This window comes from Metaclostridioides mangenotii, assembly GCF_017873185.1.
GTDB lineage: Bacteria > Bacillota > Clostridia > Peptostreptococcales > Peptostreptococcaceae > Metaclostridioides > Metaclostridioides mangenotii.
In genome coordinates this window covers 214,530-240,479 of sequence record NZ_JAGGJX010000003.1, presented here as the reverse complement: position 1 = coordinate 240,479, position 25,950 = coordinate 214,530, and the positions used below count along the sequence as shown (strand labels likewise).

General features: G+C 29.9%; 25 protein-coding genes. 6 read left to right on the top strand and 19 right to left on the bottom strand.

Annotation, left to right across the window (positions count from 1 at the left end; genetic code table 11):
• The 3 genes from J2Z43_RS09750 to J2Z43_RS09740 all read right to left on the bottom strand — a co-directional run.
• A partial coding sequence (locus tag J2Z43_RS09750; protein WP_209457015.1) for a S8 family peptidase occupies nt 1-1,501 on the bottom strand: 1,501 nt, incomplete at its 3' end.
• 728 nt (nt 1,502-2,229) lie between these two features.
• On the bottom strand, nt 2,230-3,273 hold the full coding sequence (locus J2Z43_RS09745) for a cell wall-binding repeat-containing protein (RefSeq protein WP_209457014.1): 1,044 nt from the start codon (nt 3,271-3,273) through the stop codon (nt 2,230-2,232).
• Between the two features lie 472 nt (nt 3,274-3,745).
• Nucleotides 3,746-3,964, bottom strand: a complete 219-nt coding sequence (locus J2Z43_RS09740; RefSeq protein WP_209457028.1) for a hypothetical protein — start codon at nt 3,962-3,964, stop codon at nt 3,746-3,748.
• Between the two features lie 181 nt (nt 3,965-4,145).
• Here J2Z43_RS09740 and J2Z43_RS09735 point away from each other — a divergent pair, with 181 nt between their 5' ends.
• A complete protein-coding gene (locus tag J2Z43_RS09735; RefSeq protein WP_209457013.1) occupies nt 4,146-4,808 on the top strand; it encodes a manganese catalase family protein in 663 nt (220 codons plus the stop codon).
• A gap of 236 nt (nt 4,809-5,044) precedes the next feature.
• On the opposite strand, the gene J2Z43_RS09730 is transcribed toward J2Z43_RS09735, so the two are convergent.
• Nucleotides 5,045-5,236 (bottom strand): hypothetical protein, encoded by a 192-nt coding sequence (locus tag J2Z43_RS09730; protein WP_209457012.1) that lies wholly within the window; start codon nt 5,234-5,236, stop codon nt 5,045-5,047.
• 494 nt (nt 5,237-5,730) lie between these two features.
• Nucleotides 5,731-5,907, bottom strand: coding sequence for a hypothetical protein (locus tag J2Z43_RS09725; protein WP_209457011.1), 177 nt, complete (start codon nt 5,905-5,907; stop codon nt 5,731-5,733).
• Between the two features lie 451 nt (nt 5,908-6,358).
• Here J2Z43_RS09725 and J2Z43_RS09720 point away from each other — a divergent pair, with 451 nt between their 5' ends.
• Together J2Z43_RS09720 and J2Z43_RS09715 are read left to right on the top strand one after the other, a co-directional pair.
• Complete coding sequence (locus J2Z43_RS09720) at nt 6,359-6,754, top strand: RidA family protein (protein WP_209457010.1); 396 nt, start codon at nt 6,359-6,361, stop codon at nt 6,752-6,754.
• Between the two features lie 311 nt (nt 6,755-7,065).
• Nucleotides 7,066-8,586 (top strand): recombinase family protein, encoded by a 1,521-nt coding sequence (locus J2Z43_RS09715; RefSeq protein ID WP_209457009.1) that lies wholly within the window; start codon nt 7,066-7,068, stop codon nt 8,584-8,586.
• Between the two features lie 32 nt (nt 8,587-8,618).
• Here J2Z43_RS09715 and J2Z43_RS09710 read toward each other — a convergent pair whose 3' ends face one another.
• Complete coding sequence (locus tag J2Z43_RS09710) at nt 8,619-10,496, bottom strand: AAA family ATPase (protein ID WP_209457008.1); 1,878 nt, start codon at nt 10,494-10,496, stop codon at nt 8,619-8,621.
• A gap of 90 nt (nt 10,497-10,586) precedes the next feature.
• Nucleotides 10,587-11,483 carry a tRNA epoxyqueuosine(34) reductase QueG gene (gene queG / locus J2Z43_RS09705; RefSeq protein WP_209457007.1) on the bottom strand — a complete coding sequence of 299 codons (897 nt, stop codon included), beginning with the start codon at nt 11,481-11,483 and terminating at the stop codon, nt 10,587-10,589.
• A gap of 75 nt (nt 11,484-11,558) precedes the next feature.
• Between queG and J2Z43_RS09700 the strand changes: the two genes are divergently transcribed.
• Nucleotides 11,559-11,963, top strand: a complete 405-nt coding sequence (locus tag J2Z43_RS09700) for a RusA family crossover junction endodeoxyribonuclease (RefSeq protein WP_209457006.1) — start codon at nt 11,559-11,561, stop codon at nt 11,961-11,963.
• A 30-nt stretch (nt 11,964-11,993) separates the two neighbouring features.
• Here J2Z43_RS09700 and J2Z43_RS09695 read toward each other — a convergent pair whose 3' ends face one another.
• From J2Z43_RS09695 to J2Z43_RS09660, 8 genes are all read right to left on the bottom strand, one after another.
• Nucleotides 11,994-12,992 carry an aldo/keto reductase gene (locus tag J2Z43_RS09695; protein WP_209457005.1) on the bottom strand — a complete coding sequence of 333 codons (999 nt, stop codon included), beginning with the start codon at nt 12,990-12,992 and terminating at the stop codon, nt 11,994-11,996.
• Between the two features lie 105 nt (nt 12,993-13,097).
• Nucleotides 13,098-13,934, bottom strand: a complete 837-nt coding sequence (locus J2Z43_RS09690; protein WP_209457004.1) for a deoxyribonuclease IV — start codon at nt 13,932-13,934, stop codon at nt 13,098-13,100.
• 94 nt (nt 13,935-14,028) lie between these two features.
• Nucleotides 14,029-14,949: a glutaminase A gene (gene glsA, locus J2Z43_RS09685; RefSeq protein WP_209457003.1), complete on the bottom strand. Its 921-nt coding sequence runs from the start codon at nt 14,947-14,949 to the stop codon at nt 14,029-14,031.
• Between the two features lie 220 nt (nt 14,950-15,169).
• Nucleotides 15,170-16,840: a nucleoside kinase gene (locus J2Z43_RS09680; protein WP_209457002.1), complete on the bottom strand. Its 1,671-nt coding sequence runs from the start codon at nt 16,838-16,840 to the stop codon at nt 15,170-15,172.
• Between the two features lie 67 nt (nt 16,841-16,907).
• A complete protein-coding gene (locus tag J2Z43_RS09675; protein WP_209457001.1) occupies nt 16,908-17,654 on the bottom strand; it encodes a TIM barrel protein in 747 nt (248 codons plus the stop codon).
• Between the two features lie 2 nt (nt 17,655-17,656).
• Nucleotides 17,657-18,196 carry a signal peptidase I gene (gene lepB / locus J2Z43_RS09670; protein WP_209457000.1) on the bottom strand — a complete coding sequence of 180 codons (540 nt, stop codon included), beginning with the start codon at nt 18,194-18,196 and terminating at the stop codon, nt 17,657-17,659.
• 70 nt (nt 18,197-18,266) lie between these two features.
• On the bottom strand, nt 18,267-18,806 hold the full coding sequence (lepB, locus tag J2Z43_RS09665) for a signal peptidase I (RefSeq protein WP_209456999.1): 540 nt from the start codon (nt 18,804-18,806) through the stop codon (nt 18,267-18,269).
• 118 nt (nt 18,807-18,924) lie between these two features.
• Nucleotides 18,925-19,680 (bottom strand): PrsW family intramembrane metalloprotease, encoded by a 756-nt coding sequence (locus J2Z43_RS09660; protein ID WP_234926325.1) that lies wholly within the window; start codon nt 19,678-19,680, stop codon nt 18,925-18,927.
• A gap of 204 nt (nt 19,681-19,884) precedes the next feature.
• On the opposite strand from J2Z43_RS09660, the gene sleC reads away from it, so the two are divergent.
• A complete protein-coding gene (gene sleC, locus J2Z43_RS09655; RefSeq protein ID WP_209456997.1) occupies nt 19,885-21,162 on the top strand; it encodes a spore cortex-lytic germination protein SleC in 1,278 nt (425 codons plus the stop codon).
• Nucleotides 21,163-21,206: 44 nt separating this feature from the next.
• Here the strand turns inward: sleC and J2Z43_RS09650 are convergent, their stop codons facing one another.
• Complete coding sequence (locus J2Z43_RS09650) at nt 21,207-22,052, bottom strand: DUF3298 and DUF4163 domain-containing protein (protein WP_209456996.1); 846 nt, start codon at nt 22,050-22,052, stop codon at nt 21,207-21,209.
• Between the two features lie 307 nt (nt 22,053-22,359).
• On the opposite strand from J2Z43_RS09650, the gene J2Z43_RS09645 reads away from it, so the two are divergent.
• The gene (locus J2Z43_RS09645) at nt 22,360-23,169 is read left to right on the top strand and encodes a carbon-nitrogen hydrolase family protein (RefSeq protein WP_209456995.1); all 810 of its coding nucleotides are present in this window, start codon (nt 22,360-22,362) and stop codon (nt 23,167-23,169) included.
• Between the two features lie 80 nt (nt 23,170-23,249).
• On the opposite strand, the gene J2Z43_RS09640 is transcribed toward J2Z43_RS09645, so the two are convergent.
• The 3 genes from J2Z43_RS09640 to J2Z43_RS09630 form a co-directional block, all read right to left on the bottom strand.
• Complete coding sequence (locus J2Z43_RS09640; protein ID WP_209456994.1) at nt 23,250-23,612, bottom strand: phage holin family protein; 363 nt, start codon at nt 23,610-23,612, stop codon at nt 23,250-23,252.
• Nucleotides 23,613-23,716: 104 nt separating this feature from the next.
• The gene (locus tag J2Z43_RS09635; protein ID WP_209456993.1) at nt 23,717-24,679 is read right to left on the bottom strand and encodes a type I phosphomannose isomerase catalytic subunit; all 963 of its coding nucleotides are present in this window, start codon (nt 24,677-24,679) and stop codon (nt 23,717-23,719) included.
• Between the two features lie 35 nt (nt 24,680-24,714).
• On the bottom strand, nt 24,715-25,926 hold the full coding sequence (locus J2Z43_RS09630) for a deoxyguanosinetriphosphate triphosphohydrolase family protein (RefSeq protein WP_209456992.1): 1,212 nt from the start codon (nt 25,924-25,926) through the stop codon (nt 24,715-24,717).
• Nucleotides 25,927-25,950: the final 24 nt, after the last annotated feature.

Here is a 25,950-nt window from a genome sequence, read left to right as displayed (position 1 = left end):
CTGAAACATGCGCTGCTGATGCTCCTGTCCCTGTTATAGTCCCATAAGTATTTCCAGGATAAGGAGCAATAATATTTACACCTGGAGCAATGATACCAGGCTTTGCCCAATTTTGAATAGTTGGACCTCTTGAAGAACTATTCCACAAGCTCCTGTTAAATGAATTATAGGTACCTACGGTTATAATTTCTTCTCTGATCGCAGGAAAATTTATTGTATAAGATGGGTCGGGATTCCTAAATCTTGTTCCACTATTTATAAATATTCTATTAGGTAAGTATAAATTATATCTTCCATTAATTATATTAATTCCAGTGAGTCTTATTGTCCAAACACCACGTACTACATTTCGTAAATGTATTTGTATAAATTGTTGACCTGACACGGTTGTAGGATATCTCGAGGTTATTGTATAAGAAGTACCCTCTAAATCAAGTAGTCCTCTTACTTCAAGATAGTTAGAGTATGCGCTTACCCCCCTAGTAATTTCACCTGATGGAGAAACTAATTCCATATCTATTAAATCTGGCCTTTGTACCCACAGGTCTATAGTTAGATCCTCTTCATCTTCATTAAGCTCAATCTCGACATTGGCTGTATCTCCATTAAATTGTAGTCTCCCAGTAGTATGTGTCTGTGTATCTCCCTCATCTCCAGCCCCAGCAACCTCACAATAGCCTCTTTCATAGTATCTTGTTGTATTTACGTTTGTAAGCCCTATAAGATTATTACTTCCATAAGATATATTTATAACTATAGGCCTTCTTAATTGTCTAGACTTTCTATATGCATACTCTGTTGATGCGTACAACATTGCATTATTATAATATCCTTCTATCGTAGCAAGTTTTACAATAATCAAATCGGCTTCATATGCAACTCCTGCATATTCTGGATTTACGTTTCCCATACCAGCACATATACCGCTAATCATCGTTCCTCTTCCTATTTCATCTTGAGATAGGCTTGAGTCATTATTCTGTATAGCTCTATTAATGTCTTCCCTTGTATACTCTGTTCCAAAATAAAAACCTTCTGGAGGTATACCATCTTTTGTCTGATCCCATAGAAAAAGTATTTTTGACGTCCCATCTGGATATATAAAATCGGGATGTAAATAATCTATACCACTATCTGCAACCGCTATTATTACTCCTCTACCAGTTATAGATATATTGGGGTTGTTTTTAAAGTAATTAACACCTATTTCTTCAGTTGCCACAATACCATTTTCAACCCCTAGACTAACTTTGGATAATGGCGCCATTCTTATAGTTCTTTCAACATTTACTACTGATCGCAATGCTAATATATCTTCTAACCCTTGTGTATAAGTTTCTTCACTTAAACGCATAACTCCTATATTATTAGTTAATCTTATGAAATCGTACTGATAACCGGCTGATTCGAACTCATTAAAAAAATTAGGTGTAAATGTCACAGTTATATCATAAATAACATTATTATTTCCATCTAATCTATAATCATTACTATTAGTCATTAATAACCACTCCTCATTTTATTGTAGTTATTTAATATCTAGTCTATTAAACCCCTTATTATTATATTTTCTGTTTATCTTTTTATTCTCAAATTGTATAAAAAGATAGATATATCCGTCTAGATATAATATTTATCTTAAAATCATTCCTATTTAGAGTTTAATATTTATAATATACAATTAATTTTACCTATCAATTCCATTACCATTTGATTAGCTGATAAACTTTTAAATACTATTCTATGTTTATTTCATATAATATATTAGTGGATAAGAATATAATCCACTCCAACAGTATCACCAATAAATAACACTTTGTACCTATTAAGTATTGCAATAAAAAACATCCGCTTAAGGGACGGATGTTTTTAGGTCTGAAAATTGGAAATTCATCTTGCCATATGAAATTATCTATTCTCATATGTATTATATCAAATAAAACAAGAACTTTGTTAATTAATTGTTAATTATAAAATAATTCTATATAAACTACTTTCAGTATTCATTAATCCTATTATATAGATCAATAAGATCTTCTTGCATCTCTGCTATTAACATTGTTTTAATTCCTTTTTCATCGAATATATCCATACTATCTACCTTATATGTGTAGTATGATCAAAGTTGAGTTGTTTTTAGTTAAAAACAAAAAAGGGACTCAAAATATATATTTTAAGTCCCTTTTTGTTCCTATATAAAATTACTTGTTTAAGTTCTTTAATTTATCTTTATTTTCCTATATAGTTTTTTAGTTGTGATAGTCTTTGAGATATCTTAACCGCTGTATCATATCTATCAACTCCAGCAACTCTTTCCTTATTCTCTACCCCTAAATTCTCCTCAATACTCTTAGATACTGACTTATAGCCTCCACCTATTAGTATATTTTGTATTGACCAATCATTAATTTTGTTACTAGTGGTTTCTGAAATTTTGTTTGGTGGTGTTAACATTATAGGAGCATTAAATTTAGATGCTAAACTATTTATTGTTATACCATCAGGGAAATCAGTCCCATCAACCAAGATCATATCATCATAGTTTCCAGTTAGATTTCTTACTTCTGCCCCAACTAACTCAGCTGTCTCATATCTGTCAGCTCCACCTATTCTACTAACATTAGTAACTTCAAGATTATCTTCTATATTTTTTGACACAGAATCATAACTTCCACCAATAGTTGTATTTTTGATGTTCCACTCTTGTAAGGTATCTTTAGTAGATTTAACCAATTGTTCCGGTTGAGTTATCAATATTGGTGCTCTCTTTTGAGATGCCAACGCAGAGATTGTAATAACGTCAGGGAAATTTGTCCCATCTACTAACATTGCATCATCGAGATTACCAGACAATGATCTTACTTCATCTCCTATTTTAACTGCAGTTTCGTATCTATCTTCACCAGCTATTCTTCTGACATTAAAATCATTAAGCTGTCTCTCAACATTTTCAGAAACTGAGTCTACCCCACCAGATATTATAACTTCTCCAACTTTTAATCTCTTAATTTCATTCACAGTATTTTGATCAACAAAATCTTTTGAAGTTAAAAGTATAGAACAATTTTTTTCATTTGCTAAAACTGTAGCAGTTAAAATATCTGTATACTTTTCACCACTAGCCAAAATTACCGCCGATTTTTTTGAACAATTTACTACTTTTCTTTTCGTGTTTCCGCTCTCTGCATATGCATTTACTGTGCTAGTCATAAGTAATCCACTTATAATTACTGAACCTGCCATTAAAACTGATATGTACTTTTTAATATGCATTTAAAATCTACTCCCCTTTTTTTTAAAAAATTTATTCCTATACATATCCATTTAGTATATAGATATCTATTAGTATAATTTTTTTATATTATGATTTAAATTTATACTAACATAACTATTGCAGGGTTTTTACTGTTAATATATGTTAACACAGTAAAGCTGGGAGTTTTACTTATTCTAAAGTTCTATTTATATTATTAATTAATTGCATTTAATCCATTAAACTATATCACCCTCTCAAATTTAGGCAGTTTTATATTCTTTACCACAATAAGGAAACTTTATAGAATAAAGTAACCAATAAAAAAAGTCAGCATATGCTGACTTAATTAATAAACTTCTATAAATATCTCTGAAGTTTTTGATTTGTACTTTATAAAAATTTTTCTTTATTTCAGTCAAATTCAATAATACCTTTATCGAGGAAAACAATACTCGTTAACCTCTGTAACGAAAGTGTAAACTTTATGTTTTAATTTGTATTTGTTTCGTCATCTTTAATGAAAAGACAAGCTAATAAAGAAATTATCCAAGCATTAGCGAAGAATGAGCTCATAATAATTCCTAGCATTACAAATACAAACGCAATATCAATATTTTTTCTATTTAAATATAGTTGCATTCTTTTTATATAAGTCAATATCTTCATCTCCTTTAGATATATCACCTTTGTATCATCTATTATAATCATAATACCAATAAATTCCTATAAAGAAAAGACTATCCCCCAACTTGTCTCATAGGTTTATATCCAAAACAGGAAATTAAAATGCAATTACAAATGTTTTTGAAGTTATCTATAAAAACATTGTATAAAAATATCGTCAATGACAATATTAAAATTAAGGATAAAAATAGAAAGAAGGTATGTTATGTTTAAACACGAAAAGAAACTTTTACAAGAAGTTAGAATCGAGAGACCTAACCCTCAATACGCTGCATTACTTCAAGAACAATTAGGAGGAGGTAATGGAGAGTTAAAAGCTGCAATGCAATATATCTCTCAAAGTTTCAGAATAAAAGATCCTGAAATAAAGGATTTATTTTTAGATATCGCTGCTGAGGAATTAAGCCATATGGAAATGGTAGGGACTATGATTAATATGCTTAATGGCCATGATGTCGACTATGAAGCAGTTGGTGCAGGTGAAATACAATCTCATGTCTTACTTGGATTAAATCCTGGTTTAATAAATGCTTCAGGATACTCTTGGACAGGCGATTATGTAACTGTAACAGGTGATTTATGTGCTGATCTGCTATCAAACATAGCATCAGAACAAAGAGCAAAGGTCGTTTATCAATATCTATACAGACAAATAGATGATAAATTTGTAAAAGAAACGATAGACTTTTTGTTAAATAGAGAAGAGGCTCATAATGCTATGTTTAGAGAGGCATTTAATAAAGTAAGTAACACTGGATCAAATCAAAGCTTTGGAGTAACGGAAGATTCAAAACTATACTTTGATCTTTCTAGTCCATCACCTGGAGAAAACTTTAATGTTGATGCAAAACCTCCAAAATTTCAATAAATAAAAAATAGAAGGCCTTTATCGCCTTCTATTTTTTATTTATTATATATCCTTCAAATCAAACAAATGATTCTTCTTCACTAAGAACCTCGAGCATGCCCATTATAAAACCTAGGTCTATCTTTACTGACACACTCTCCTGGTATTGTAAATTCTACTTTCAATATTTCCCGCCTCATATTCCTTGTATTTCAGAAGGCACTTATGTGTTTGCAAAAGCACCCTCTGCATACCAACTATATCCATTTATAGTAGTTTATCTTTACTTCTATATCTGTGATTATCTTAAACGTACAACCACATGACTCACAGAAATATACATCATAATATATAAAAACTTTATCCTTCCCTCTACGTTCTGTTTCTGTAACCGGTGTCCTTGTAAATTCATGCGCATGTTCATGCTCACAAGGAGTTTGTCTAAGCATTTTACAATCCTCCTTCTGATAGATTGCTTGAGATTCAATCATATATTTATTTGTAAATCTTTAGACTTTTGACATATTAATGCTAAAAGTATCTTACTATAATCATTGTATTAATATTAGTAAAAATTGATTATATGTGTTAACTTTCACTGTCTTGTACATAATATATTTATTAATTCAATTCTTTTCAAATCACTCATCTTTTGTTACGTTATTCAAACCCAGTTTACTTCTCAAATACTTATTATCTCTGCTTAACTGTACACATCTGCAGTATACTTTGCCTATCCATATTCTTAAATCACATAATTTCATATGTACATCATCTCATGCTCTTATTTTTCCATAACACGACAAAGCGTAATACAAATCGTCAACAACTGCTTGCTGGTTCTCAATTTTCCCTTCGTCTCGTGAACAAATATTCATTTATTTTCCCCTCTGCTTGTCCTATTTATCTTTAAAGAAGTGCCGAAGCACAACTTCTAAACTTATTAATACATATCTATCGTTGCGTTTATATACTCGCGTTTCATAGCTTTAAATACTTCTTCTTGTTCTTCTTTGGTATTATTTGCAGAGATTATATAAGCTCTTCCATTTCCGCGTTTGTATAATCTGCTATACTTCTTTCCGTTTTCTTCAAAATTTTCCGCAATTAACTTAACCATATAATCACCTCTAATAAAAAGGTATGCTTAAATAAATTTGTCCTATGTCTTGTTTAACACATGTACTCACTTATGGCGTTATATTGGGTAGTTACGATAAATTTATGAAAAATATGATCAAAGTGTTTAGTGAGCTAACTGAAGATCAAAGAAATTTCCAAATGGATTTGATTTGATGAAAAAAATGGTGAAAGAATAATAGACGCTTTAAATAGCGTCTTTTTTATTACTCAATCTTAACTTTAATTGACAACACATATTATAATTCATATAATCTGTAGTATAGGAGGTGTCAAAATGAAAAAAAGTTTATATGCTAGTTATTTAAAATTCAATAAATTTTCCATTTCTGTTTTTGACAAAAAGATTTCTATCAATGGATAACAATATATTATAAAGAATATATTGAGGTAGAAATTATTATATCCCAATACAGAAAGGAATTAATAGTATGAATAATAATGTAGTTAGCAGATTAAATTCATCAAAGGTAAGTAAAGCAGTAGGCAACTATACACATATTACAAAGATAGAACCTAATGCAACGTTCTATACGTTCTCTGGACAAGTTGGTGCAGACTTAGATGGCAATTTTCCTGTAGAATTTAATCAGCAAGTGAATAATACATTTTTAAATATATCAAATCTATTAAAGAGTGTAGGTTTGACACCGGATAATATAATAAAAGTAAATATATGGGCTATAGAAGAAATCGACTGGGATTACTTCTATCAAGTATATGAAAATTTTTTTAAAGTACCTTATCCCTCAATGACTGTTGCGTATGTTAGTGCTTTAGGGTTAAAAGAGATAAAATTAGAAATTGAAATCTGGGCAGCTAAATAATCTTAACCTTTTAAATACAATATAATTAATTGATAAAAACACCTCGCAGCTATTAATTAACTGCAAGGTGTTTTTATCAATTAATTTATACTTTTTCTTCTGATTAATTATCATAAACAGGATATAGACGAACTCCTCCGGAGTATCCGCCAGTTGTTTGAACTTCATGTATATCTCCCTCTCTCAATATATACTATTAATCATACAATAAGGAAAACGATTAATGTACAAAAAATGTAATATTTCTACGCATGTTCTTTTTATGATAATATATAACCATAAGTTAAAACGAGATTTAAGGAGGATAAAAAATGAACGTTGCTATGTATTTACGTAAGTCACGTGCTGATTTAGAGGCAGAGCAGATTGGAGAATTCGAAACTCTTGCCAAACATAAAGCTGTTCTTCTTGACGTGGCTAAAAAGAAAAATTTAAACATAGTTGATATTAAAGAAGAAATAGTTTCAGGAGATTCTATAATAAACCGCCCTCAAATGATCAAACTATTACAAGAGGTTGAAGACAACAAATATGACGCAGTTCTTGTTATGGATATCGATCGTCTTGGCCGTGGTGGAATGAAAGATCAAGGACTTATTCTAGAGACTTTTAAATATTCAAATACTAAAATAATAACTCCGCAAAAAATATATGATCTTGATGATGATTTAGACGAACAAATGACTGAAATGCAAACATTCATCGCTAGACAAGAATTGAAAATGATTAAAAAGCGTCTTACAAGAGGGCAATTAAAAAGCTTTAGAGATGGTAATTATGTTTTCGGTGATCCACCTTTTGGATATAAAAATCAATACGATTCTGCGGGTAAAAGACATTTGGTTCAGGATGAAAATGCAGAAACTGTATATCTAATATACGATCTATATGTTAATCAAAATCTTGGTGTATATAAAATTGCTCGTTATCTTGACAGTTTGGGAGTTAAGCCTGCAAAATCTGATAGTTGGCATCCAACAAGTGTAACTTCGATATTAAAAAACAAAGCTTATTGTGGGTATTTTAGCCGTGGGCGTGTTAAACAGACAAGGAAACTAAATGAAAATGGTAATTATATTTTTGAAAAGCAAGAAGAGGACAAGGTGGAATATATAAAAGCTAATATTAAACCTATAATCAGTGTAGAAATGTTTGAAAGAGCACAAGCTATAAGAAGTGGTAAACTCAAACATAGGGGTAAATGGCCAATTAAAAATCCTTTTTCAGGATTAGTTGTTTGTGGTAAATGTGGTGCTTCTATGAATTATAACACTAAAGATGTAGGCATTTATTTAAGATGCAATAAAACTTGTGGAAATAGACAGATACGTTTTGAAGTTTTCGAAGACATTGTAATCGGAGCATTACAAGATACACTAGATAGTTATAAGATACAAGTAAATAAGATTGACTATGAAGAAAAAGACGCGTCAAAAGAATCTAAAGATCTATTTATCATTTACAAATTCGAGTCAGAGTTAAAAGAATTAGAGCAACAAAAAATTAAACTATATGACCTATTAGAACGTGGAATCTATGATGATGATGTTTTTTTAGAACGTTCAGAAAATCTAAAAAATAGAATAACGAATATAAAAGTCAAGTTAAAAGAACTCGAAAAAGTAAATATATATGAATCACCTAAAAAAACAGAAAAGGAAATAATAGACGGACTTAAAAATGTAATAGATTTATATCCTACTATCACTAATATTGAAAAGAAAAACTCTCTATTAAAAACAGTTATTAAAAAAATCTTCTGTATAAAAGAACCAAATACAAAGAAAGATGATTTTAAAATTGAAATTGAATTAAACCTTGACATAAATTAATTCTAGAACTGTTGGAAACTCTAAGTTTGTATTTAAGGGTAATTAGTAGATGGCGACCTATCACCGTCAACTCCTCCATAATTTTGCTCAAAACATATATATGCATTTATCGAAAGTACAAAATCTTGAGCAAAGTTTTCAGATAGATATCCACCCAATATCAATATTCCCTTATTATGGATAGATCCACTCATATCTACTTCTCTTTCAATATTTACTATTCCCTTATTTCCTGGACTAGTAGTCACTGTTATTCTCGAAGGTCTTCCAAATGAGTACTCACCAGTATTTAGAACTGAAAGCCCATTGATTACCCCTACTCGAGATCCACTAGTTTCTATTAATGTAAACTTTTCTGATACAGACTCATTCATTTTATGTTCAATTTTGCTTATTCTATCTTTTTTATTTTTTATAGCTTTATTTACATCTTCTTTTCTAATATATTTATACTCAGAATTCCTTGCAATTGCATCTGACTCAATTAATATTTCATCTATCTTATCAAGTTTAGTAGAAATCTTTCCATTATCACCCACAAGCTTTATACAGTGTTTTATAACCTCAGAAACTGCATCGTACTCAAGATGTTTTAGGCCATTTTCAGTGCAATTTAATGCAATATACTGAGCTATTAAGTCTTCACTTTCTTCAGTATTTTCTATATTATCATCGAAGTCTACTAAAACTTTAAAGTAACTTTTAAAATCTTGTTCATGTCTATATAAAGTATTGTAAATCTGCTTGTTCCCAATTAAAATTATCTTTAAATCTAGTGGCATACTCTGTGGTTTAAGCGATGTCTGAGTCTCTAATTCTATAGACTGAGATCTCAATGTTCTCTTTAGCATCTCCCATGAAGTTGCATTTCTAAAAAGATGATCTGAATGTAAAATTAGATATCCTCCATTTGCCTTTTGTATAGATCCTGGAAGTAATTTTGTAAAGTCAGTCTTTATATTTCCATTTGAATAATCATATTCAGCTCTACCAAATAAATTTAATGGAGTCGGATTTAATTCTGTTACTACTGGTTTAGAATTACTATCTTTCATTTCTGAATTATCTATAAATAAATTAACTTTATACTTTTTAAAGAAATCTTTTTCTAATTTCGGTTTAGAAGCATCTGCATCTATATATATTAAATCCATATCCTTTATAATTTCCTTGCTGTAATTATCTAAGAAAATACAAACACTGCTATCACCTTTGTATTTTTCTTTAAGAGATTCTATAAGGGGATTTATAATGTATTCTGCAATCTGTTTCTCAAGCTTTGAAACTGCTTTCTCCGCAGATTCCTCTAATTCTTTCAATTTGTATACAACTTGTAAAGACATTTTTTCAAGCTTTTTTTTATTATTTTTAAATGCTAATTCATCAAATTCTTCGCCGTTATCTTCTTCTTCCTCATGTTTTGGTAAAAATACTATTCCTGAACTTGTATTCTTAAGAATAAATCCCATATCCTCTCCATATTTTTTTATCTTTTTTAGTAAATGATCCTTTTTATTTTCGTACTCTTCCAGAAGCTCAGATTTACCTAATTCAAAACCTTCACTGTCAAATATACTATTCAATTCATCTAAAATATTTTCTAATAGACCTTCAATATCATCCTTAAACTCTTTACCTTTACCCGGATCAAAATTTGAAATCATAGGCTCTCTAGGATTTTTGAAATTATATAGATAACACCAGTCTCTAAAATTATTTACTACTGGTGTCTGCTTTTCTATCATCTTCAAGACATATCTACTTTTACCTAAACCTGGTTCGCCAGCAACATATATATTATAAGTAGGATTATCAACTTTCAAACCCAACTCAATAGCTTTTTCTGCTCTTTTCTGACTTAAAATATCATCAGATGGTTTTATTTCGGATGTGTTATTATATTTTAACATAAACCAACCTCCCTATTTGCTTCTCTAATATGTTATGTTTTTTAACATATAAATGTTAAGCTAATAGAAGGCATTAAGTTTCTCTATAAGTTATTCATCTGATAAAATATCCATATTTCTAATTATTATTCCTTTGCCTCTCCAGCTAAATGCTCTATCCCCATACTTTCTTTTAAATTCCCTATTGGAAAGTTCACTTATATCACTTCGATTTAAATTTACTAATAAATTATTATTAAATTCTTCGATATTTGTCTTCTTTATATCTTTATTGTGTGGGCATACTTCTTGGCAAATATCACAACCGAATACTTTGTCACTATTTTTTAATATATTCTGTTCTTCTTCTGACAAATTCCCTTTTTTTTGTGTAATATAAGATAAACACTTAGTTGGATTTATCTTATAATTTCCTAATATAACATTTCCCGGACAATATTTAACGCATTTTCCACAATTAATACAAGTTTTCAGCAAAGGCTTATCTACAGCAAATTCAAAATTATTTACAATGTAACCAATAAACACATAGGACCCAAATTCATCAGTTATAATACTATTGTTTATACCATAATAACCTATCCCAGAAAGATAGGCTAAATATCTATCAACAAGTGGTCCATTATCAGCAAATACCTTGTATTCAAAATTTTCAACTTCATCATTTATTAATTCACATAAATTATTTAACATATTTCTTACTACTATATGGTAGTCTAAACCATAACAGTACTTCGATATATTTGAATTCTCAAATTCCCCAGCATAGTAGGGAAAAGCGCAAACTATTATAGATTTTGCATCTTCCATTATAAGCTTTGGATCTATTCTCTTTAATATATCAGGTTCTTCAAGACCTGTATTTAAATTGTTAAATGCTCTGTATTCAAGCAATTCTTTAAGGTTTTCGCTTTTATCAACTCCCGCAACTCCAACAGTTTTTATACCTATAGAGTTACATATAGATTTAAGTCTCTCACTATTCATTACACTACCCCTATATAAATTTGATTTTTATTAACTTCACCACTATAATAAATATAGCATAGGAAGGTGATAAATTTGATAAAAATAACTATTCCTGGAAGACCTATAAGTAAATCCAACTTTAAATTACAAAATGTAAATGGACAAGCATGGATGCCTTCCAAAGGTAAACATTCTAGATATTTAGCTTATGAAAATATGATTGCTGGATATATAAACAAAGAATATCAAGGAGAAACAATTGAAGAAAATATTATTACTGTACTGAAATTGTATTTTCCTGATAAACGAATGGGAGATCTACACAACTATCCGAAAAGTATATGCGATGGAATTGAAAAAAGCGGTATTATAAAAAATGATAAACAATTAAAGCCAGTATTGATGTTTGATTTTATAGATAAGGAAAATCCGCGCGTTGAGATAGAACTTTACCCTATTTCTAAGTATGATGTAAGTTACAACATAACTAAGAAATAGGGCATTTGTCCTGTTATTTTATTTAACTTATTATTTTTCAAGTTTTTCTCCTACATTTTTTAACATATCTATAATCGGTAAATCATATGGACATCTGCTTTGACAGACTCCACATTCTATACAAGCAGATGGCTTAACTTCCTGGCTTTCGTACCTCCCAGTCGCCCAATCCTTTAAATTATATCTTGTGTAATAACCTTCAAATAAGAAATTTGTCGGAATATTGATTCCCACTGTACAAGGCATACAGTACTCACATCTTCTACAAAATTTATTTCCTAATGTAGTTCTAATTTCTTCAATATTATTAACATCTTCGTCTGTTAATTTGTGATTATCCGCAGCTTTAATATTTTCACCTACTTGCTCAACTTTATCCATACCTGGTATTGCAACATCAATGTGGTCTCTAGACATTATGTACTTAAGTGCCAGTTCAGCATCATCCAAATTTCCACCAGCCAATGGCTTCATTACTATTGTTCCTATTCCCTTTTCATGAGCTTTTTTAAGAACTTCATCCGCTTGAATCTCCACCATATTGTAAGGGAATTGCACTGTAGCAAAATAATCCGTACCTATTGCTTTTCCTATTGTCTCTAAGCTATGACTAGTTATACCTATATATCTTATCTTGCCCTCTTCTTTTGCTTCTAAAAGTGCTTTATAGGCCATATTTTCTTCAAAAATCTTATCGTATTCTTCTGCTTTTACATTGTGTAATTGATATAAATCTATAAAATCAGTTTTAAAGTTTTTCAAACTTATTTCTATATCTTTTTTCATACCTTCGTAGTCTCTAGCCATGCTCTTTGTTGCTATAAAAAACTTATCTCTTCTTCCTTCAATTGCATTTCCTATTGCCTCTTCACTAATTGTGTATCCTCTAGCACTATCAATAAAATTTATACCGTATTTTTCTATTTCATTTATAACATCATTAGTCTCTTCTTGATTGATTCTTTGTATAGGAAGTCCCCCAAACCCTATTCTTTTAATCTTTATATCAGTATTTCCTAAATTTCTCATGATACACCCCCACAAAGTTTTATTAATGTATATTATACAGCAAAATAGAACTCTATTCTTTATTTTCAGATATTTTAGTGAATTTAAGTATACCTAAATAATATTTTACTTCGCTTCTATCAATCCCTTGATCATCTTTATCTCACTTTTATGCCCTTCATCATCAAAAGGAGTCTCTAAAAACAGAGGTATACCTTTTAGTTTTGGATGCTCTAAAATATTTATAAAAGCATCTATTCCAATTTCTCCTTCTCCTATAGGGGCGTGTCTATCTTTTTTACTTCCAAAAGGCATCATGCTATCGTTAAAGTGTATAGTCTTCAGTCTATCTAAGCCTATAACTCTATCGAATTCGTCAATAACACCATCTAAATCATTTACTATATCGTAACCCGCTGAGAATATATGGCAAGTATCTAAACATACACCTAATTTTTCGTTGCGTTCAACTCGATCTATAATCTCTTTGATTTGTTCAAAGCATGTCCCTATTTCAGTTCCTTTTCCAGCCATCGTTTCAAGCAGTATTGTAATATTTTCTTCTCCTGTCAGAGCTAAGTTAAGTGCTTTAACTATCTTTTCTATCCCAGCCTCAACACCTGATCCCACGTGACTTCCCGGATGAAAACACATATACTCTATTCCTAACGAATCCATTCTCTCTATGTCTTTTTTAATTACTATATTTGCAAATTCGTAAACTTCATCTTTAACTCCTGCTAAATTCATAGTATAAGGGGCATGCGCTAGAATAGGTCCAAAGTTATGTTCCTTTCTAATCTTTTGAAACTCACTTATATCTTTTTCATCAAACTTTTTAGCGTTACCTCCTCTTGGATTTCTACTAAAAAATTGAAATGTATTTGCATCTATGTCTACAGCAGTTTCAGCTGCCTTTTTAAATCCTTTTGCTATTGAAATATGTGGTCCTATATAAAACATAACTACACCTACTTATCTTATTTTTTATTTGAAGTTTTAACATCTGTAATAATATACTTTATGAATTTATAGATATATCTATTTGTAAATCTTTCTAGTTTTTAAATATCCCTAAATCTAATTCTTTAGATAAATCTTCTAATACTTTTATCCCAGCTACACTATTACCCTTGTCATTAAGAGATGGGCCATAAACGCCTATCCCTATTTTACATGGAACAGATGCCATAATACCACCGCCAACACCTGATTTTGCTGGAATTCCAGTTTTAATTGCAAACTCCCCTGATCCATCGTACATACCACATGTAAACATAACTGTTTTAACAGCTTTGGCTACTTCCTTACTTATTAAACACTCTTCATCTCCATGTTTGTACCCATCAGTTGACAAATTCAAACCCATCTTAGCTAGATCCTTTATATCTGCTTCTATAGAACATTGTTTAAAATAAAGATCCAGTATCTCATCAATATCTCCATCTATAAATCCACTGCTTTTAAGTAGATATGCCATTGCTCTATTTCTATCTCCTGTAAGCTTTTCAGATTTATATACTTCTTGATTGATATCCAAAGATTCATTTCCAGCAAATTTTCTGAAGTAGTCTAACATCCTTTTTTCTTTCTCTTCATAGCTATTTCCCTTTATCATTGAAGTTATGACTATAGCGCCTGAATTTATCATTGGATTGGATGGCTTTTTAATTTCATTTCCAATGCTAACTATTGAGTTAAATGGATTCTCACTTGGCTCAAATCCAACTTTGGTATTTACATATTCATATTTGTTTTCCATTAAAATCATAGACAGAAGTATAGGCTTTGATATACTTTGAATAGTAAATTTTTTATCTACATCTCCGGCTGTGTAGATATTGTTATCTTTATCTATAATACAGATACCTAAATCTCCTTTACATGCTTTTTTAAGCTCAGGTATATAGTCTGCAACATATCCAAACTCTGTATATTTTCTATTTTTCTCAATTATGTCTTTTAAAATTTTTTCCATATATACACCTCGACTTGTCTTAGTTATAGTATTTTTTATCAATTCACTTAAATAAATACCCTTTATCTAAATATCTCTTTATATTTCCCTCTAAATATAGTAGACAACAAAAGCGATTGATCATCTGTAGTGAGGTTTAAGTTTCTCACTTAACATTTGCTATGCAAATACAAACAATCAACCGCTCTATAAAGTTTTAAAAATCTAAAAAGATAGATCTCTATTCTTCTACTATTTTACTTCCGCCTATAAACTCTCTAAGTATTGAAGTTGAAGGAATATCTGATATATCCTCAAGTTCAACAAAATACTGTAAAAAATTAAGTAATCTATTAGATTCTATATAGGCTTCACTCGAAGTTTCTATTTCTTCTAATAACGGTTTTACATAACCTTTTAAAATCGACAGCTCATAAACACATGCTGAATTAAAAATAATATCTGCTTCCTCTTGGTAAGGGAAAATATTCTTCTTCTCTCCCCTTCTCACCGATTCCCATTGAAGTATAGTCTTTTCTGCGCTGTAGCCTCTAAAATTATGGTCTCTGACTATTCTCCTTATCAGTCTCAAGTCCGTAGTAGGAATTCTGTTGTGGTTATCTAAGTTCAACTGCGTTAGAGCACTTAAATATATCTTAAATTTTTCATCATCATCTATAGACTCTGTCAACATGGGATTTAATCCGTGTATTCCTTCTAAAATGATCGGCTGGTTTTTATCTATTTGTATAGTTTTATTTGTCTCTACTCTTTTTCCTGTCTTAAAATCGAACTTTATCTCCTGTATTTCCTCTCCGTCTAATAGTTTCTTTAGATCTGAGTTGAACTTATCTAAGTCAATTGCATATATAGACTCAAAATCAAAGTTTCCTAATTCATCTAAAGGTGTAAATTCCCTATCTACAAAATAGTTATCAAGTGATATAGATATAGGGTTTAGGTTATTTACCCTCAAATGTATAGAAAGTCTATTTGCAAAACTAGTTTTTCCAGAAGACGAGGGAGCTGCTATAAGTATTATTCTCTTGTTGTATTTACTTATCTCATCTGCAATTTGAGCGAGCTTCTTTTCATGGAGCGCTTCAACCGTTCTAATTACATCACCGTACTCATTGTTTTCAACTATCCTATTTAAAGATACTACTTTATCTATTCCTAAGAGCTTCGACCACTGCTCTGTTTCATAGTAAATATTTGCTAGCTTCGGCTGCGATACATACTTTGTTGGCACAGTCTTGTCATTTTTATTAGGTCCAAATAATATAAGCCCTTTATTGTGAAGCTCTACATTAAATATAGATACATCCCCAGTTGATGGCAGCATATAGCCATAGTAATGATCTATATAATCTCCACATTTGTACACAGTAGTGCTATCGTAATCCTTATATTTCAGAAGTTCTGCTTTTGAGTAAAGTTTATTTTCATTAAATATCTCTATTGCTTCATCTCTAGACATCTCAACTTTTTCTATCTCGTAGTTTTTATCTATTTTTTCTTGCATTGCTCTCTTTATATTTTCTAAGTCAACTTCATTTAAATCCCTACCAATGTGAACTTCACAGTACAGCCCTTTTGATAGAGAATGCTCTATGACTACTTTTCCATCACCAAATAATTCTTTGCAAGCCATAACAAGTATAAATGATAACGCTCTAAAATAGACTCTTTTTCCATCTTCCTCAGTAGTATCTATAAACTTTATTTTGCAGTCATCAAACACGTTGTAGTTTAGCTCTCTAAGTTTATTGTCTACACTTGCAATACATATCTTGCCTTTGTGTTTATCTTCAAAATCCTTTGCGATCTCTTTAAGTGGTATACCCAAATTATTTTCTTCTAAGTTGTATTGTTTTTCATTTCCATCAATATTCAGTGTTATTAATTTCATTAAAACAAATCCTTTCTTTAATATTGGATATCAAATAAATCACATTATAAAGAGAATCCACTCTAAACTAAATAAAACAGTGTATTCTCTCCATAGTATATATTAAATCTTCTTTTCGTACTTCTAAGATCAAATATTCTGGATCAACTTCTATTGATTTTTTTATATCCTTATCACTAAGCAAACCTTTACCTATCCCTATATGCAGATCATCTACTCCATCATTGTCGCTTAGATGGATAAGCTTAATATTTTTTTCTAATTTTTCAATATAATCGCTTTCATTTATTAAATTATGTCCGGTATCAAAGCAAAAAAATACTCCACTTTTTTTTATTCCTTTAAATATATATTCAAAATCAATGCTAGTAGTACCTATATTTGATATATCTCCACCTTTTGAATATGTATTTTCTAATGTTATTTTTGAGTCTATATTTAAATTATCTAAAAAATCGATACAGTTCTCTAAAAATTTGATTTTATTTTTTCCCAACCTACCCGTAATTGCATATCCTAAATGTAGGTTGTAGTATTCTATATCTAAATCTTTTAATTCTCTATCTACATTATGTAAAAAATGTATCCACGATCTTCTTATATACTCAACTTCTTCACAAGCGTTTAATTCCATAGGCAAATGAATACCTATGGATAAACCTAAATTATATATTCTATCTATATACGTATATAATTTTTTACAATCTTCAATGCAATCTACACCAACCTCTAAGTGATTTATTTTACTGTATTTTTCACAGAAATTTAGTGCAAAGTCAATATCTTGTACAAGTGACGATATACCCAACTTCATAGCTATTCAACTCCACCTATTTTATCAAATGGATAAAGTCTTATCATTACTTTACCGATAACAGAATCTTCATCTACAAGTCCAACTTCTTGAACCCTACTATCTTTACTTCTCTCTCTATTGTCTCCCATTGCAAATAGCTTGCCTTTTGGTATAGTTATGTCTATGTCTCCGCTAGTGTAATTATCATGAATATATACTTTCTCATCTAATAATTTATCGTTTACATATACATTTGAGTCTTGTATCTTTATATGATCTCCTTCAACTCCAATAACTCTCTTAACTAAATCTTTTTTACTCTTACCATCATCTTTAAGTATCTCTGATTTGAATACTATTATATCTTTCATCTCTGGCTCTCTAAATTTGTATGTCATTCTATTTACTATCAAATAATCATTTTCGTGTAGAGTTGGAAACATTGAGACTCCATACACTCTTGATGGTATGATAAAAATAGTTATTACAAATGCCAATATTAAGGCGGTTATAATTACCTTAACCCATTCAAAGATCGCTTTTTTTATATTTTCACTCATAAACAAATCTCCCAAAACTATTACTTTTGTCGTTTCATACTATATACAACAGATAAGACTAACTTCATAACTACTCAACTCCACCTATTTGGTCGAATGGATAAAGTCTTACCATAACTTTACCTATAACAGAATCTTCATCTACTAGACCAACTTCTTGAGCCCTACTATCTAAACTTCTCTCTCTATTGTCTCCCATTGCAAATATCTTGCCTTTTGGTACAGTTATATCTATATCTCCGCTAGTGTAATTATCGTGAATATAAGCTTTCTCATCCAATAATTTATCATTTACATATACATTTGAGTCTTGTATCTTTATATGATCTCCCTCAACTCCAATAACTCTCTTAACTAAATCTTTTTTACTCTTACCGTTATCTTGAAGTATCTCTGATTTGAATACTATTATATCTTTCATCTCTGGCTCTCTAAATTTGTATGTCATTCTATTTACTATCAAATAATCATTTTCATGTAGAGTTGGAAACATTGATTCTCCCTGTACTCTTGACGGTATGATAAATCTAGTTATTACAAATGCCAATATTAAGGCGGTTATAATTACCTTAATCCATTCAAAAATTTCTTTTTTTACATTTTCACTCATAAGCACATCTCCCTAAAACTATTACTTTTGTCGTTTCAAACTATATACATTATACTTCTTTTTCAAAGAATATTAAACCAATAATATAATATTGATACAATAATGTACTATAAAGTAGTCACTTCTTTTCAGATTCATCATAAATTTTTGATTTTTCCTTCTCAATTTTAATACTTTTTTCATCCATTTTCTTTTTTATATGAATATTTCTTTGCTTCTTCATATTGCTTTTAAATATTTTCTTAGAGTTTTCAATATACTTTTCTAACTTCTCTAAATTAAATTTTAAAAGTATAATAACATACAATAAAAACAATACTATAGCCCATCTGTACTGAATCATTAGAATAAAGTCAAATGTGCCGTGCATAAGAATGGGAACCAAAACAGATAAAATTAAATACTTTCTTTTCTTCTTTTTAGAGTCACAGAACTTATACTTTGACAAATAGTATCCCATAGCTATTGCAAACATTATATGCGCTGGTATTGATATAAAAGCTCTGTTTAAAGCTACTTGAAATACAATATCATGGTCTTCAGCAAGCAAGTAAATCAAATTCTCTACAGTTGCAAATCCTAATGATAAATACACTGAATAAGTTATCCCATCAACTCTTTTAGCAAACTCTTTTTTCTTAATGAGTATAGGTATCAATACTAATGCCTTAAATCCCTCTTCAGTAAAACCAGCTACTACAAAAGATATATATAAAATATTTGAATACCCAGTAAAATTATTTACATTCAATAAAAATTCTTCGGCGAAAATTACAATTACACTTAAAAATACTCCCATTAGAAAAAACTTTGATGATGCAATTATAGATTCTTTCGAATACTTTTTCGTTGAATATATCCACACTATCCCCATTAATATAGGTAAAATAGATAAAAAAATCAAATAGTATACCATAAACTTCCTTTCTATCCTGCCTTAACTTTAAATTTTTTAACCTCAAACAATCTAAATTACTAATATTTATTTATTATCTCCAAATATCTTAACAAAATAGCTTTATATTTATTTTTTTAGAATATAAATAGTAATAAAGACTTTTTTAGAAAGGATGATTATATGCAGGATGGTTACTTAACAGTCAGTTTGATTGACTCAACAAATAACAGACCCATACAAAATGGGTCAATTAATATCTACTCAGTTTCAGATGATGTAAGTAAAGCAAGCACTTCCATGTATCAAAATTTATTAACAAATGAGTCTGGTCAAGTATTAGATTTAGTACTTCCAGCTCCTGATAAGGAGTATTCACTAGATCCTACTAATACAATAAGACCTTACAGCCAGTACATTATAGAGGCAGTAGTGGATGGATATGAAACTGTCGTGATAGATGGTGCTCAATTATTTGCTACAATCGAAGCTAGGCAGGATATTACTATGATTCCAAGAACCAGAAGTAAACTTTCTTACTCAAGACAAAATGAATTAATATTCCCTATAGATGAACATACTCTATACGGAATATTTCCTCCTAAGATACCTGAGAGCAGTTTAAAACCTCTTCCACCTCCAACTGGATTTGTAGTACTAGATAATCCAGTAGTACCAGAGTTTATAGTAGTTCATGATGGGCTTCCAGAAAATACTTCTGCCGAAAACTACTGGATACCGTTTAAAGATTATATAAAAAATGTAGCTTCTTGTGAAATTTATTCAACTTGGCCTGAGCAGACGATTTATGCAAATGTTATAGCTATAATTTCATTTACTTTAAACAGAGTCTTCACAGAGTGGTATAGAAACAAAGGATACACTTTTACGATTACTACTTCTACTGCTTTTGATCATAAATTTGTTTATAAAAGAAACATATTTGATACAATAAGCGTCGTTGTAGACGATATCTTTAATACCTTCATTAGAAGACCTCCTACTTCTAGACAGCCTCTTCTTGCTCAGTATTGCGATGGACAAAGAACACAATGCCCAAATCAGATGACACAATGGGGAAGTAAGTCTCTAGGAGATCAAGGTTACAGTTGGGAAAACATACTTAGGAATTTTTATGGAAACGAACTAAGCTTTGATCAAGCTCCAGTTGTAACAGGCGTTCCTGTATCTTTTCCAGGTTATACTCTTCAAATTGGATCTTCAGGTAGATATGTTAGAACTATTCAAAACCAAATAAATGCAATTGCCAATAACTATCCAGCTATACCTAAGGTTCAAGAAGATGGTATTTTTGGTAATAACACTGCTGAATCTGTAAAAGTATTTCAAGGAATCTTCGGACTCCCTCAAAATGGTGTTGTAGACTTTAAAACTTGGTATGAAATCTCTAGGCTATATGTAGCTGTAACTAAAATAGCTTCTTTAAATCCTACGATATAGAAAAAGGTATGATATCCAAACTCTTGGGTATCATACCTTTTTTACTATTTAAACAAATCTACATACTCCTTTTTTACAATCGGCATTAATATATCGCTATTTATAGTAAATTCAGGTATTCCTGCAGCGTATGGAGCTATATCATATAGGTCGAAATATAGCACTATGTTATTTCCATAAAAATAGTATTTTTGGTTTTCTTTTATAGTATTAAACTGATAAATTCCTACGTTTTCTTTATTCTCACTCTCTAAAGATTTTATTTGAGATTTTATTTCGTTATTTATTATTTCTTTATAATTGCTTTGCTCTAAAAATAGATCCGACAGCTCTAAAAATTTCCCACTTCTAATATCTATATTATATGCAATATCATCATAAAATCCATGAGCTCCTCCACTGTATTTATAATACCTCATCTTTAAGCTCAAAATAGAATCTGTATTTTTTTCTACTTCAAAATCCGTATTTGCTTCAAATTTTACTCCATCTAAATTATTATTTACAAAATTATCTTTTGCTTCCTTATAGTTTTTTTCAAAAAATAAATTTACATCGCCTTTAATTTTATCATTTATAGTTTTTTCAACATTTTTATTTTCATTTACAATATTAGGTATATTTAATACACTATTGATATATTTATCAGTTTTATCTATTCTCTCATTATTTACTATACTCTTAGAACTATTGCTATCGGATGAATTTTGCCCTTTATTATCCTCTCTAACAACATAATTTGACTCAATTATATTTCCTGTTGTCTTATTTGTTTCCAACTTAAGTTGTTTATTTGTATAAACAACTACAGTAACTGTAATAATAAAAAATCCAATTAAAAAAATAAATTCATGTAGTTTTCTGCCTCTCTTACTTTTTTTATAAATCATATCAAACCTCCAAATACAGATAGTATTTGCTTTATGTTTGAATTATATTTATAAAATAAAAAAACTATTGGCAGTATCGAGAAAACTAGTTCTAATTTTTATAAATTAATATTATTTCAATCTTTATTGGCGATTTCTCATTAATTTATATAGCGGTTTTTTTAAATTATAGTAAACCGATTAATATATTATTAATTTGTTATTTAAATTTTTTGATATCTTTTCTACAAACCTTCTAACTTTAAAATCAAAACAAATTTATATGTGTTATAATATCTTCAAAATAGAATTTCAAGGAGAGGTTATTATGAGTAAATATAAAATTGCAGTTTGTCAGATGAAAACCACAGACGATAAAGAACAAAATATAGAACATGCTATAGACATGGTAAATATTGCCTCGAAAAAAGGAGCAGAATTAATAATTCTTCCAGAAATGTTTAATTGTCCTTATGAAAATAAGTATTTTCCCAATTTTGCAGAAGAATATCCAGGTGAAACTACTCAATCTCTGTCAAATGTAGCGAAAAAAAACCATATTTACTTAGTCGCAGGAAGTATACCAGAATTATCTTCAGGCAAAATATACAATACTTGTTACATATATAATAGAAACGGTGAATTAATAGGAAGACACAGAAAAATACATTTATTTGATATTGATGTAAAAGATAAAGTCTACTTTAAAGAATCCGATACCCTTTCAGCTGGAAATAAAGTCACAGTTGTCGACACCGACCTTGGAAAAATAGGTATAGCCATATGCTATGATATTAGATTTCCCGAACTATCAAGAATGATGGCTCTAGAGGGAGCCGAAATAATAATATTGCCAGCTGCATTTAATATGACTACTGGTCCTGCCCATTGGGAGTTATCAGTAAGGATGAGAGCTATAGATAATCAAGTTTTCTTCGTAGGTGCAGCTCCTGCTAGAAATAATGAGGCATCTTACACTGCATATGGCAACTCTAGAATTTCTGACCCTTGGGGAGATATTATTGCTTCGGCTGATGAAAGAGAATGTATCTTATACGCAGATATTGATAGAACAATGATAGGCTGTATTCGTGAACAACTGCCTTTACTTAAACATCGAAGAACAGATCTTTATTAAAACTATAAAGAAACTAGTCTTATAAGTAATTTTCAATATTAGCCTAGTTTCTTTCTATTTTATGTTTATTTTTTTATCTTTTATTCATTGTTAATTTTTATATTATTATTTTCATCCTCAACGTATGAATCCTTTGACACGCAATTTTTTTTTGAGGTCAATCGTAACATACTATTACTGAATACTATCCCCCCAGTCAACAGTATACCTTGGACAAAGGATGTGAATATTGCAAATAAAACTCCTTTCCAATTTGGTATACTAAGCGTAGAAAATAGATATAACCCACTTAGCAGAACTGATATAATCAATAAAATTATGTTTACTTTGTCTGGTTTCAGCTTTTCTGCAATTAAAAATTTCCCTAAAATATAAAGTACCGGTAGCAGTACAAGTAATTCACTTCTTATATATTTATTTATTAATGTAATAAAATCAGGCATAAAAAAATCACCTCCTTTAAATACACATGAATTCATAGTTATATTTTATTCAAAGTGAAGTGACTTTGTTCTTTAATTAATATTTATATATTTTAATTTCTATTTTATATCCTCGTAAGTATAAATTGACAGTTTCCTTCTATATTTATATCACCAGTGTTAGCAGGTATAAAAAGACTGTCCCCTTTTGTAAAATCTATTGAGACATTATCATTTACAACTCTTCCATCTCCTTCAAGTATAATAACAGAATTAAAACTAGCTTTGTCTACATTTATAAGACACTCTGATAATACGTCATACTTGAACACTGTAAAGTATTTACATGAAGATAACTTCCTCTTTGTGTAGTTTTTAAACTTCTCAAATTTATCTACAATATTAATATGTTCATCAGTTTTTTCTAACTTTACAACATCAATAGCTTTATCTATATGTAGCTCTCTGGTATTTCCATTCTTGTCTACTCTTCCAAAATCGTATATTCTATAAGTTTTGTTTGAATTCTGTTGTATCTCACAGATTACGATTCCTGAGCCTATAGCGTGTATAGTGCCCGCTTCAATAAAAAATACATCACCCTTTTTTATAGATATCTTATTTAAGACTTCCAAAACAGTATTGTTTTCTATTCTCTGCTTAAATTCGTCTTTAGATATATCTCTGTTTACCCCATAGTATAAAAATGAATCCTCTTCACAATCCATAACATACCATAGTTCAGTTTTACCGTGCTCTTTCTCTACTCTCAGTGCATATTCATCATCGGGATGAACTTGAACAGATAAAGAAGTCTTTGCATCTATAAATTTGATTAAAACAGGAAAGTCGTCAAATTGATCACAATTTGTACCTAAGCTTTCTCTACCTATTTTATTCAAATAGTCACCAAACTTAAGTCCTTCGTAAGTCCCACTTGCCACTATACTCTGCCCATCTTTGTGATTTGATAACTCCCAACTCTCAGCGACTTTATCTAAATCCACTTTTTTATTGTATAATTCTTTAAGTTTAGTTCCTCCCCATAGATAGTTCTGAAAGGCAGGTTTTAACTTTACTATCTCCATTATAAAATGTCCTCCACATCTGTTTACTAACTTGTTTATCTAAAATAAGATCTATACTGTATTTTAAGCTCGCTCTTTGGAAATAAAGTTTCGTATAGATTTATAAAATAATCATCAGTCATACTCGCAATATAATCTACAACTACTTCATCAGGTTTTACTTCTAAGTCACCTGTTATATTTTTTTTATAAAAATCTTTTAACTTAGGATGGTTTACATGGTGTCTATATATATAAGAATTGTAATCCTTACTTACTATATCTTCTATAAATTTATCATACAAGTCAAACAACATATGCCTTATAGTTTCATTATAAACGTCATCGATTTTAGGGTTTCTATATATTACTTTATTATTCTCATTTCTTAAAGCTATAAAATCACTGTATACTTTATCATCAATCTTTAAATAATTTTTTCCAAAGCTATTTTTCACTATATTAGATACCATCTTTTTTATAATATCTCTATTATCTTTTCCGAGTATTCCGCTGTGATCAAAATCCTCATCTGTTCTAAGCTTTGCTCTTATGGCATCCTGTCTATCTCTTCCTACATAAGCTACCATATCGCTAATCCTAACCACACAACCTTCAAGTGTAGCAGGTCTCATTTTATTTACAGCATTTTTATCTAAATAACACATCTCAATTCTTCTATTTAATTCTTCAAAATTATATATCTTTGATGATTCGAAATGTGAAAAATCTTTATCTCCATTGTGACATAAGATTCCATCAAGTGTCTGAAGTGTCAAATTGCTATTTGTTATATCCTGTAATACTCTAACACTATGCACATTATGCGTGAAGTATCTGCCAGTATTTTTGAAGAATTTTTCATTTAAAAACTCTTCTCCTTTATGTCCAAATGGCGTGTGCCCTATATCGTGACCAAGTGATATAGCTTCTATCAAATCTATATTTAAATTGAGCGCCTGACCAATTGTTCTCGCAATTCTAGACACAAGCTGGACATGTAGACTTCTTCGAGTTATGTCGTCATTTAAATAAAATGAAAATACTTGTGTTTTATCAGAGTATCTATTATAAAATAAATTATGAAGTATCTTATCAGTGTCAATTACAAAACTCGATCTGATTAAATCAGACTTGCTTCTCATCTTGTCACTTCTAAATGCTTCACTATCCTTTGTTGCAAATTTATTTAAATTTTCATTTTTCTTTTCAATTTGTTGTTTAAGTAATTCTTGTTGAGATGGATCTAATTGAAAATAATTTTCCATATTATCACAACTCCCAGTGTTTAT